An 11,646-nucleotide genomic window follows, 5' to 3' on the forward strand; every position below is an offset into this window, starting at 1 on the left:
TTTCTTGCGCCGCCCAGTGGCCTCGCGCATCATGCCGGTATTGATCAAAAGGAGTTTTCTATGGGTATTCAGACCGTTTTCCTGTTCGATCTCGATGGCACGCTGGTCGACAGCGTTTATCAACATGTGCTTGCCTGGCATGAAGCGCTGGAAGCTGAGGGGTTATCCCTGTCGGTTTGGCAGATTCATCGCAAAATCGGCATGAGCGGCGGTCTGTTTGCCAACCAGCTGTTGCGGGAAACCGGCAGCGATATGTCGCCGGAACTGCTGGCGCGGCTGCGCACCCGCCACGCCGAGGCCTATAAGCGTCTGGCCCCGTCGGTGAAGCCCCTGCCGGGGGCCCGTGAGCTGATTAAGGCGCTGGACGATGGCGGCATTCCGTGGGCCATCGCCACCAGCGGGCGTATGGAAACCGCCGGGCCCAATATCGCCTCGCTTGGGATCGATCCGGTCGCCGCCCATGTCGTGACCCGCGATCAGGTCAAATATGCCAAGCCCGACCCTGATCTGTTCATCGCCGCGGCGGCGCGCCTGAACGCCCCGATCGAAAACGCGGTGGTGGTCGGTGATAGCATCTGGGACATGCTGGCGTCCAAGCGCTGCCGCGCCCTGGGCGTGGGCGTGCTTTCCGGCGGTTATGGCCAGGACGAGCTGGAACGGTCCGGCGCGATCCGGGTTTATGAAGATCCCGGCGATTTGTTAAGGCATCTCGATGAAGTTTGTGGTCGTCGCTGATCTCTTTTGGGTTGCATTGGCGCATGCGCAGCCCTAAGTAATCTCTCCTGGTTTGGCGCGGGGGGGACTGTGCCACGGGGGAAATGGCGGGACGCTTTAAGGCGTTCCGCCATTTTTGTATCCCGGCGGGGGGAGTCTGTTGCGTGGAAGTCTTGCCTTGGATCGATATTGCTTTGGTTTTGCAATGAGGGCTGTCGTAAAATGAACGGCATGACAGGGATTCCTCGCCGCTATGGCAGACGGTTGTGGCTATTGTGCCAAGGCTATCACCGCGACCGCAACGCCAATGTGGCGATCGTCTTTGCCATTTGTCTGATCCCCTTGCTTGCGGCGATTGGCGGGGCAGTCGATTTTTCGCGCTATTACGATACGCGTGCGGCGGTTCAGAACGCGCTGGACGCCAGCGTGCTGGCCGGGGCAGCGGAAAATTCTGCCACCATCGCCGCCACGACCTTCAACAGCTGGAATGTCAGTGTTAACGGCAGCGCCGTGACGCTGACCAGCGCCAGTTATACCGGCTGTACCAGCGGCGACACCTCCTGCACCGGGACCTATAGCGGCAGCGTTCGCACCTATTTCGCGATGATCCTTGGCATGAAGACCATTCCGCTGAACGTTACAGCAACGGCGGAAAAGTCGGCAACCTCGTCGACAACAACAAACAACATCTGCATGTGGCTGGTCAGCACATCGTCCGGGCTGTCGCTGAATTCCGGTGCCAGCATTAACGGGGGAAGCACAACTACAGCCGCGTGCGAAATTGATGTGGCAGCCACGTCGTCCGGGTCGTCGACGCTGAACAGCGGCTCCAGTGTCATTACATCAAAATTATGCATTGCGGCGACCAGCATCAATAATAATGGCGGTACAGTAAATAATGGCAGCTCGACAAGTTCGACCCTGTCGACGGGCTGTACGGTCACCAGCTTTCTGTCCAGTGTGTCGAGTACTGTGAAAAGCGCGCTGTCGACGGTTCCATCGGCGACTAGTTCTTATTCTTCTTACAATTGTAATTCCGTGCTGTCGCCTGGTGTTTATACAGGTGATTTTAATTTCAATAGCGGTTGCAATGTAACCTTTAATTCCGGTGTGTATATTCTGAAAAGTGCACAATTTACTTTTAATTCTGTGGCGACAGGCAGTGGTGTGACGTTCTATTTTGCGGACAGTAATTCCTCGTTTGTCTTGAATTCTGGGGCTCAAACGACTTTCAGCGCCCCTACATCTGGCACCTATGCAGGAATACTTATGTTCGAGCCATCGGCGGGGACCACGGGAAGTGATTTGTCTTCCACTTCTTGGAACCTTGGGGGAAGCGGAACGCAGAACTGGTCTGGCATTATTTACATGCCAAGCAAGAAAATCACGCTTAACTCTGGTTTCGCCATTGATATGACCAGTGGGGCTTTGGTGCTGGCTAGTTTGAGCCCCAATGGCCAACTTATTCTGCCAACCAGTGGCGCGTCCGTCTCTGCTGGTACCGGCACTATCGTGCGGTTAAAAACCTAAGTAAAACTGTCCTTATAAAATCTCACAATATTAATAGTGTTCCGGGATCGGGTCATGTAAACGGTCTGGTCCTTAGAATGCTTCCTATTCTGTCAAGCGACCTGTAAGTGGCGTTTTCTATCGTCATTTTGCAACTTGTATTTGTGTGTGACGAAGAGAAATGCCGGTTACATCAGGAAAATGCGTTCGGGCCATTTTAGGGCGTGCGGTGCGGCGGCTATGGCGTGATCGCTCCGGCAATGTGGCGATCATTTTCGCACTAAGCCTTGTTCCCATGCTGCTGGCGGTTGGTGGGGCGGTCGATTTCTCGCGCTATTATGATACCCGTCAGACCCTTCAGTCCGCGCTGGACGCCAGTGTGCTGGCCGGGGCGGCGCAAAGCTCCACCACGGTGGCCGCCGCCACCTTCAACGCCTGGAATGTGAAGCTGGATGGTGCCGTGGTGACACCAAGCTATACCGGCTGCACCAGCAGCGCGACGAGCTGTGTCGGCACCATCACGACGACGCTTTCAACCGCGTTCATTGGGGTGGCGGGGATCAACAGCCTGCCGCTCAACATCACCGCCACGGCGGGAAGTGGCTCGGTCAGCACGGCATCGGGTGGCGCTTGCGTCTGGCTTATGCATGCTGGTTTGTGGTCGACAGCAACGCTGAATGCGCCGACCTGCGATGTCGATGTTCTGGCTGGTGACAGCTATCTCTATAGCGGGGCGCGGATTATTACCGATAAGCTTTGTGTGGCCAGCGGTGTCAGCGTTACCAACTATGGCGGTTCGGTGGTGGATAGCGACGGGGCGTCTTCATTATCGCAGAACTGCACAACAACCGCCGACCCCTATTCCGGAAAATATAGTGATCCGTCCTATTCCGGTTGCGACTATACGTATTATGCCAGCTACAGCAGCGCCACAATGAACCCCGGTGTTTATTGCGGCGGTATGACGTTTACCAGCGGCACGATCGCCTTTAAGCCCGGCGTTTATATCATCAAGGGTGGCACGATTAAGTTTTATAATACGCTGACGGTGACCGGCACGGGGGTGGTATTTTTCTTCGCCGACAGCAGTTCTTATATGTACATGACATCCGGTGCCAATGTGACGTTCACCGCGCCGACGTCATCCAATTGCGGCACCTATAATGGTATCAACACCTGCGATTATACCGGCGTGCTGATGTTCGAGCCTAAAAGCCTGTCTTATAACTGTTCCGGGTTGCTGGGTTGGCTGACCTGTACCCTGTTGCCGTGGACCGCCGCCAGTACGAATTACATGACTATGCTGGAGCCCGGCAGCACACTGACCGAAACCGGCCTGATTTATATGCCGAGCCGCTACCTGACACAGGATGGTGGCACCATGACCAACCATGGCGGCATCGTGCTGACCGGCCTCAGGCTCTATACCGGGGCGGTGCTCAATGTCGACGCCACCACCACCGGCAAAGGCGCAGTGCGGCTGGAATATTAAGCCGAAATGTCGGGTTGCTGTGTCCGGGCCAAAACTTAAGCCCGCAGCGCCACCACCATATAGTTCACCGAGGTATCGCCCGACAGCACCCAGCCCCAGGCGATGGGGTCAAAGGCCACGCCCTGCAAATGACGCACGGTCAGGCCGTTTTCCTCCAATAACCCACGCAGCTTGGACGGGCTGACGAAGCGCGACCAGTCGTGCGAGCCTTTGGGCAGCCAACCCAGCACATATTCCGCGCCGATTTTTGCCAGCGCCAGCGATTTGAGCGTTTTGTTGAGGCTGGCCACGATCATGATGCCGCCGGGGGCGACCAGCCGGGCACTGGCAGCGAGATAGGATTTCAGATCGGCGACATGCTCGATCACTTCCAGATTGAGCACAACGTCAAAGGTCTCGCCCGCCTCGGCCAGGGTTTCCGCCGTGGTCTGACGATAATCAATGCTGAGGCCGCCCTGCTGCCCATGCAGGCTGGCCGCCGCAATATTCTTGCCCGATGCATCGGCTCCTGTTACGGCAAAGCCCGCGCGCGCCATCGGTTCGGACACCAGACCGCCGCCGCAGCCGATATCCAGCAGCTTTAACCCTGAAAACGTACCGTCCTTGCGGCCAAAATGCCGCCCCAGCGTGTCGTGGATGAAATGCAGCCGGACAGGGTTAAAGCGGTGCAGGGGGGCAAATTTGCCCGCCGGGTCCCACCATTCCGCCGCCATGGCGGAGAATTTTTCGACTTCAGCCGGATCAATGGAAGGTGCGTCTTTCAGGGTCATTTTTTTCGCTTGGGGTTCGGCGGTCTGCCGGTTATGTATGACTCACGAAGTTCTATTGCGCAAACGGACGGCTATGGCAAAGATTGTAATGAAATTCGGCGGCACCTCGGTAGCCGATCTGGATCGCATTCGTCATGTTGCGGGTCTGGTCGCCGAAGAAGTCAAGGCGGGCAATCAGGTCGCCGTGGTGGTTTCGGCAATGGCTGGCGAAACCAACAAGATGGTCGGCTGGGTCAAGGCGCTCGATCCGCTCTATGATCCGGTCGAGTATGACACGGTGGTGGCTGCGGGCGAACAGATTACCTGCGGCCTTCTGGCGATTGCGCTCACCGCGATCGGCATCAAGGCCCGTTCCTGGCTCGGCTGGCAGATCCCGATTGAGACCTCCGGCCTGCATGGCTCGGCCCGGATCGACGGTATTGCGGCCGATAACCTGAATGCGAGCATGGCGGATGGCTATGTTGCCGCCATTGCCGGGTTCCAGGGCGTGTTCGATGATCAGCGCGTCTCGACGCTGGGCCGTGGCGGTTCGGATACCTCGGCGGTCGCGATTGCGGCTGCGATCGGGGCCGACCGTTGCGATATCTACACCGATGTCGACGGCGTATACACCACCGACCCGCGTTTTGTGGTCAAGGCGCGGCGGCTGGACAAAATTTCATTTGAAGAAATGTTGGAGATGGCATCACTGGGCGCCAAGGTCCTGCAGACCCGCTCGGTCGAGATTGCCATGAAATTCCGCGTGCCGGTCCGGGTGCTGTCGTCTTTCGACCCGACCATTGGCGGCACGCTTCTGTGCGACGAGGAAGAGATCGTGGAAAACAGACCCGTCACCGGCATTGCCTATTCACGCGATGAAGCGAAGATCACCCTTCTGAAGATTCCGGATCGCCCCGGTATCGCGGCAGCCATTTTCGGCCCGCTGGCCGATAACGGCATCAATGTCGATATGATCGTTCAGAATATTTCGGACGATGGCAAAAAGACCGATCTGACCTTCACCTGCAATCGCGGCGATCTGACCAAGGCGCTGGCCGTGCTGGAAACCTCGGCCGAAGCCATTGGCTATCGCGAAATCACTTCGGCTGATGATATGGCCAAGGTGTCGATCATCGGTATTGGCATGCGCACCCATCCCGGCGTCGCCCAGGCGATGTTCCGTACGCTGGCGGAAAAGGGTATCAATGTGCAGGTGATCTCGACCTCGGAAATCAAGGTCAGCGTGCTGATCGCCGAGGAATATGTTGAACTGGCGGTGCGCGCCCTGCATGCCGCTTACGAGCTGGATAAGGCCATGCCGGCCTGATCGGCGTCCTAAAAGGTGATATGATGCGGCTTCCGACCATTCCTGTATTTTTGTGCATCCGCGCTTTGCGGGTGCGGAATGGTCGCTGATGCCGCCGATCGCTGCCGGTGGTCCGCGCATTCTGCTGCGCCGCCTGCGCGAGATTATGGCCGAGCAGGGCAGCGCCCAATCGCGTTTTGACAAACTGGTCACGGTCATCGCCGCCAATATGGTGGCCGAGGTTTGCTCGATCTATCTGTGCCGCGCTGGCCGGGTGCTGGAACTGTTTGCCACCGAGGGGCTTGACCCATCGGCGGTGCATAACACCCGTTTAAAGCATGGCGAAGGTCTGGTCGGTCTGGTGGTCGATTCCGGCGAGTCGGTCAATTTAAGTGACGCGCCAAACCATCCGCGCTTTTCCTATCGGCCGGAAACCCGCGAAGATCCCTATCACGCTTTTCTTGGTGTGCCGATTGTGCGTGGCGGGCAGGTTTTTGGCGTGCTCACAGTGCAGAACCGGGCCAATCGCCAATATGCCGAAGAAGAAGTCGAGGCGCTGCAAACTGTCGCCATGGTGCTGGCCGAAGTGGTGGCACAAGGTGGTCTGTTCGACGTTTCCGAACTGGATGAACCCGAGCTGACCGCCAGCGCGCCACGGTTTTTCCGCGGCGAGGGTTTGTCGGACGGCGTGGCGATTGGCGTTGTCGTGCTGCACGAGCCGCGCGTGATGGTCGAGCGCCTGATTGCCGATGACCCGCAGGAAGAACTCACCCGTCTGGAAGATGCCATTGCCGCCCTGCGTGAGGCGGTGGATGATATGCTGTCGTCAAGCGAGCTGGATCTGACCGGCGAGGGACGCGAGGTTATCGAAGCCTATCGCATGTTCGCCCATGATCAGGGCTGGCGTCAGCGTATGCGCGATGCCGTGCGCACCGGGCTTACCGCAGAAGCCGCGGTTGAACGCGTGCAGGACGAAACCCGGCTGCGCCTGACCCGGGCGGGCGATCCGATCTTACGCGAACGCGCCCATGATTTTGACGATCTGACCCGCCGGCTGCTGCGCCATCTGTCCGGCCACTCGATCTCGACGGTGCAGGATCTGCCGGAAAATGCCGTGCTGGTGGCCCGTGCCATGGGACCGGCTGAACTGCTCGATTATGGCCGCGACTGCATCACGGCTTTGGTGCTGGATGAAGCGGCATCGACCTCGCATGTCGCCATTGTTGCCAAGTCGATGGGGCTGCCGCTGGCGGGCACCATCTCGGGCATCACTGACAGCGCGCGTTCGGGCGACCGTATCGCGGTCGATGGCGAAACCGGCGAGGTGCATTTGCGCCCGACCGCCGAAGTTATTACCGCCTATGAAAACAAGCGGCTGCTGCATGTTGATCGGGCGGCATCGTTTGCAGCCATCCGTGATCTGCCGGCGGTCACCAAAGACGGCGTACCGATCAGCCTGATGATGAATGCCGGGCTGTTGCTCGACATGGCGCATCTGGAGGCGTCGGGGGCCGACGGCATCGGTTTGTTTCGCACCGAACTGCAATTCATGCTGGGTTCGACCATGCCGCGGGTGGCCGACCAGAAAGCCTTCTACAAAGAAGTGCTGGATGCGGCAGGTGACAAGCCGGTGACTTTCCGCACGCTGGATCTGGGCGGCGACAAGCTGTTGCCCTATGCCCGGTGGGAGCGCGAGGAAAATCCCGAACTGGGCTGGCGCGCCATTCGTATCGCGCTCGACCGTCCGGCGATCTTGCGCATTCAGGTGCGGGCCATGCTGCAGGCGGCGGTCGGCCGCACCTTGCGCATTCTGCTGCCGCTGGTCAGCGAGGTGGCCGAGTTTAATGCCGCCCGTGCCCTGATTGACCGTGAAATCGAACGGGCTCGTTTGCTGGGCCAGCCGACGCCGCGTCAGGTCAAGGTTGGTGCGATGCTGGAAGTTCCGGCGCTGGCCTTTACCCTGCCCCAGATTATGCGCAGTGCCGACTTCGTGTCGATCGGTTCAAACGATCTGATGAGCTTTTTATTCGCCATGGATCGGACCAATCCACGGGTGGCGCGCCGCTATGATGCGTTAAGCCCGGCGGGGCTGTCGCTGGTGCGCCTGATCGTGGGCAGTTCGGCTGAGGCTGGCGGGCATCTGTCTTTGTGCGGGGAAATGGCTGGCCGCCCGCTCGACGCCATGGCGCTGATCGGGCTTGGGATTCGCACGCTGTCGATGTCGCCGAACCAGATCGGCCCGGTCAAGATGATGATCCGTTCGATGAATTTGGCTGAGGTTCAGCAGTTTGTCGAAAAGCTCTGTGGACGGACGGATCACACCTTGCGCCCGCGTCTGGCGGCCTTTGCCGCCGAACGGGGTATTGTTATCAAGTAAGACCGGTCTGTAATGCCGCGATCAAAGGCTGAAGCTGCGCCCGATAGGGTTCAGCCCGGCCGATGGCAGTTTTATAAAGCGGCTGTCGCACCTGTGTGGCGCTCAAGGTATGCACCACCCGCTCGGTGTTGTGAAAATCGAGGCAGCGGGCATCCCATGCAAGCCCGCAAAAGTCTGTCAGGCGCTGACTTTGCCCGGCAATATCGGCCACCAGATCCTCATACTGCACATCGATCAGCACGCCTTTCGGCAGAACATGGTGCCAGTGCGCCATCAGGTTCTCATACGCGCGATAAAACCGGCCAAGATCCCTGAGGTCATAGGTGTAATCGAGGTTCTGCGAAAACAGATTCGTGTAGCAGGAAAAACAGCAATCGAGCGGATCACGTTTGACGTGGATGATCCGGGCGTGCGGCAGGGCAAGATGGATCAGCCCCACCATCATGAAATTGGCTGGCAGTTTGTTGATGATCCGTGTGTGCCCTTGCGCATCCGCCCCCAGTGCCCCATGAAGCCGGGCAAGATAGGCCGCCCCCAGTGCGCGCCAGTCCGCCTTGGTCAGTTCTGCGACATGGGCGGGAAAATCCGGCCCCGCCAGTCCATCGCCAATCAGGCGGAAGAGATCCATGCGCTCGCCCGCGCCCAGTATCTGTGGGTGGCTGGCCAGAATCTGCTCGACCAATGTGGTGCCGGATCGCGGCATACCAACGACAAAGACCGGGCATGGTGACGGATCGCCCGCGCCGCTATGGGCGGTGATGAGATCGGCAGAAAAGGCGGCGGCGATGGCCGACAGCATGCCAAGGTTGGTTGGTTCGTCATAAGGGGCGCGGCTGCGGATCTGTTGATTGCCCGCCTGCCAATGGGTGAAGGCTTGTTCGTGCGCCCCAAGCTCGTCATACGCCTTGCCAAGGGCAAAATGCAGATTGATCTGTTCCTTCGGGGCAAGGCGTTCAATGCGGGCGGCCTGCGCTTCCAGCGCGGGCAGGCGGGGATCGTCGGGGGTGAAACGGCCGAGCTGCGCCAGGGCATAAAGCGCCCCGGCCGTGTCGGGGGCCACTGCGGCGGCGTGCGCACTGGCGGTACGGGCTTCGGATAATTGCCCGAGCTGCTTGCAGGCTTCGCCAAGCCCAAGCCAGTGGGATGCTTCCCTGGGGGCGCGGGTGGTCAGGGTATGAAAAATCGCCTGTGCCGCCAGCGCCTGCCCCAGCATCAGGTAGCATTCGCCCATCCCGAGCAGGGCGGCGGTGGATTGGGGATCCAGCGCCCGTGCCTTTCCAAACGCGGCCAATGCCGCATCGGTCTGGTTCATCGCTTTTAAGGTGCGGCCCAGACCAATATAGGGGGCGGCCCCGTCGGCCTTTAAAGCGATGGCTTTTTCAAAGGCGGCCTGCGCCGCATCCATATGGCCCATATCGAGCAGAATATTACCGGCATTGTTGTAAGGCTCGGGCAGGGTGGGATCGCTGTCGCGTGCCAGACCCAGATGGTGCAGGGCTTCCTGTGGCCGCTGCTGCGCCATCAGGATGTGGCCCAGCGTGATATGGGTTTGCGCCGCCTTGGAATTCTGGGCGGCGAATTTTTGCAACGCTTGCACCGCATCGGTGGGGCAAAATTCCTCCAGCGCTTCACATAAGGGGCCAAGCTTAGGGGCATAATGCAGCGCCCGGCCAACCGAGCTGCTGAACAAGGGTTGGCGTACCTGAATGGTGCTGGCGGTTTCCACCGGCCGGACGGTTTTGTGAAAGTCGAGGCAGCGCGGATCCCACTCCAGCCCGCAATAGTCAATCAGGCGGCGGGCTTCGGGTTCAAAATTCGCCACCAGATTTTCATACTGGATTTCCAACATGGCCCCGGCAGGCAATACGGCCCGCCAATGGCTCATCAGCGTGCGATAGCCGTGGTAATAGCGCCCGAGATCGGTCAGATCATTGGTAAACTCGAGCCCGTTTTCAAACAGAATGGAATAGCAGGACAGGCAGCAATCCAGCGGGTTGCGCATCACATGTACGATGCGGGCCTGTGGCAGCGCCAGACGGATCAGCCCGATCAGTTGAAAATTGAGCGGCAGTTTGTCGGTGATGCGCAGGGCCTGTGGTGCCAGAGGTAAAAGCTTTTGCAGATAGAGCTCGCCAAGCTTGCACCAATCCAGCGTGGTGGCGGCGCTGGGAAAATCACGCCCCGCTCCCCCCGACGCAATCATATCCGGCAGGATGGCAAGTTCCCCGGCCCCGAAGACCGCCGGGTGACTGGCCAGAATTTGTTCAACCAGTGTGGTGCCGGAACGCGGCATGCCGACCACGAACACCGGCGCGGTGCTGGCCGCACCACTGCCGGCATGTGCGGCGAGAAAATCGGCAGTGAAGCTTGTGGCAATGGCGCGGAAGCGGTCAAGTTCGCGCTGAACATCGTATGGTGCACGACGGCGGACGGCGGCGTTGCCCCGGTGCATTTCGTCGAAGGCCCGTTCGTAATCCCCGGTATCGTCATAGGCCTTGGCCAGGGTGAAATGCAGGGCAATGCGTTCTTCCGTGGGCAGGGTGTCGGCCTTTGCCGCCAGGGTTTCCAGCGCGGCAAGGTGGTCGTTACCCGACGCGGTTTTGTCAATGTCGATCAGCGCGCTGCGGAAGGTGGCGTTGTCGGGGGCCAGTGTCACGGCGGTGTTAAACGCCGATTTGGCCTCGCTCATCCGGCCGAGATAGGTCAGCGCGGTGCCGCAATTATAATGGGCCAGCGCGTAATTCGGGGCCAGTGCGATGGCGTGGGTAAAACAGCTTACGGCATCTTCGTGGCGGTTTTGCGCACCAAGGGCTTCGCCCAGCCCGCATACCGCCACCGGTGCATCGGGGCGGATGGATAAGGCGCGGCGATAGCAGTCTTCGGCGTGCTCCGGGTGTTTGAATTTCAGCAGCATTGCCCCGTAATCACAGTAAAAGTCATCGCGGGCTGGCTCCAGCGCAATGGCTTTGGCAAAGTGTTTCTGCGCGTCATCGGGGGCATCGGATGCACTAAATGCGATGGCCAGCTGATTGTGGACGGTGCCGCTGTCAGCTTTAAGCGCAACGGCATCGGTTAAAGCCGTAATAGCTTCGTCGTGCAAGCCCAGATGGTTCAGCACCTGACCAAGGTTCAGCCGCGATGAAACGGATGTTGGATCGGCTTCGATGGCGGCGCGGTAGACCGCGGCGGCTTCGCTAAACTGATGGGTGGCACACAGCGCAACACCGAAATTGTTACGGATGGTGGTGTTGCCGCCTGATGCGGCCACAGCTTGACGCAGATAGGTCACCGCTTTATCGGTCTGACCGTTTTGCAGATACAGCACACCCAGACCATGCAGGGTTTCGCCGTGATCGGGATGCAATGCCAGAAATGCCTGATAGGCTTGCTCGGCTTCCGCCTTGCGGCCCTGCATATGAAAGGCCAGGGCGGTTTCATAGCTCGGCACCGTCTGGGATGGACTGGGCTGGTCGGTCATAACGCATCCGAATTCGACATT

Annotated in this window: 7 protein-coding genes; 5 read left to right on the plus strand and 2 right to left on the minus strand. The window is 59.2% G+C overall.

Features of this window, described 5'->3' with window-relative positions:
* Positions 1-60: 60 nt before the first annotated feature.
* The 3 genes from ACZ5RI_RS06215 to ACZ5RI_RS06225 all read left to right on the plus strand — a co-directional run bounded on the left by ACZ5RI_RS06215 (position 61) and on the right by ACZ5RI_RS06225 (position 3,715).
* The gene (locus ACZ5RI_RS06215; RefSeq protein ID WP_464515246.1) at positions 61-735 is read left to right on the plus strand and encodes an HAD family hydrolase; all 675 of its coding nucleotides are present in this window, start codon (positions 61-63) and stop codon (positions 733-735) included.
* Positions 736-945: 210 nt separating this feature from the next.
* Positions 946-2,244, plus strand: a complete 1,299-nt coding sequence (locus ACZ5RI_RS06220) for a TadE/TadG family type IV pilus assembly protein (protein WP_464515247.1) — start codon at positions 946-948, stop codon at positions 2,242-2,244.
* Between the two features lie 160 nt (positions 2,245-2,404).
* Positions 2,405-3,715 carry a TadE/TadG family type IV pilus assembly protein gene (locus tag ACZ5RI_RS06225; protein WP_464515248.1) on the plus strand — a complete coding sequence of 437 codons (1,311 nt, stop codon included), beginning with the start codon at positions 2,405-2,407 and terminating at the stop codon, positions 3,713-3,715.
* 35 nt (positions 3,716-3,750) lie between these two features.
* Here ACZ5RI_RS06225 and ubiG read toward each other — a convergent pair whose 3' ends face one another.
* Positions 3,751-4,479: a bifunctional 2-polyprenyl-6-hydroxyphenol methylase/3-demethylubiquinol 3-O-methyltransferase UbiG gene (gene ubiG / locus ACZ5RI_RS06230; protein WP_464515561.1), complete on the minus strand. Its 729-nt coding sequence runs from the start codon at positions 4,477-4,479 to the stop codon at positions 3,751-3,753.
* Between the two features lie 79 nt (positions 4,480-4,558).
* On the opposite strand from ubiG, the gene ACZ5RI_RS06235 reads away from it, so the two are divergent.
* On the plus strand, positions 4,559-5,791 hold the full coding sequence (locus ACZ5RI_RS06235) for an aspartate kinase (RefSeq protein WP_464515249.1): 1,233 nt from the start codon (positions 4,559-4,561) through the stop codon (positions 5,789-5,791).
* Between the two features lie 88 nt (positions 5,792-5,879).
* Positions 5,880-8,147 (plus strand): phosphoenolpyruvate--protein phosphotransferase, encoded by a 2,268-nt coding sequence (gene ptsP / locus ACZ5RI_RS06240; RefSeq protein ID WP_464515250.1) that lies wholly within the window; start codon positions 5,880-5,882, stop codon positions 8,145-8,147.
* Here ptsP and ACZ5RI_RS06245 read toward each other — a convergent pair.
* Positions 8,140-11,625 (minus strand): sulfotransferase, encoded by a 3,486-nt coding sequence (locus ACZ5RI_RS06245; protein WP_464515251.1) that lies wholly within the window; start codon positions 11,623-11,625, stop codon positions 8,140-8,142. The genes ptsP and ACZ5RI_RS06245 overlap by 8 nt on opposite strands.
* Between the last annotated feature and the right edge of the window lie 21 nt (positions 11,626-11,646).

This window comes from Micropepsis pineolensis (assembly GCF_055392125.1).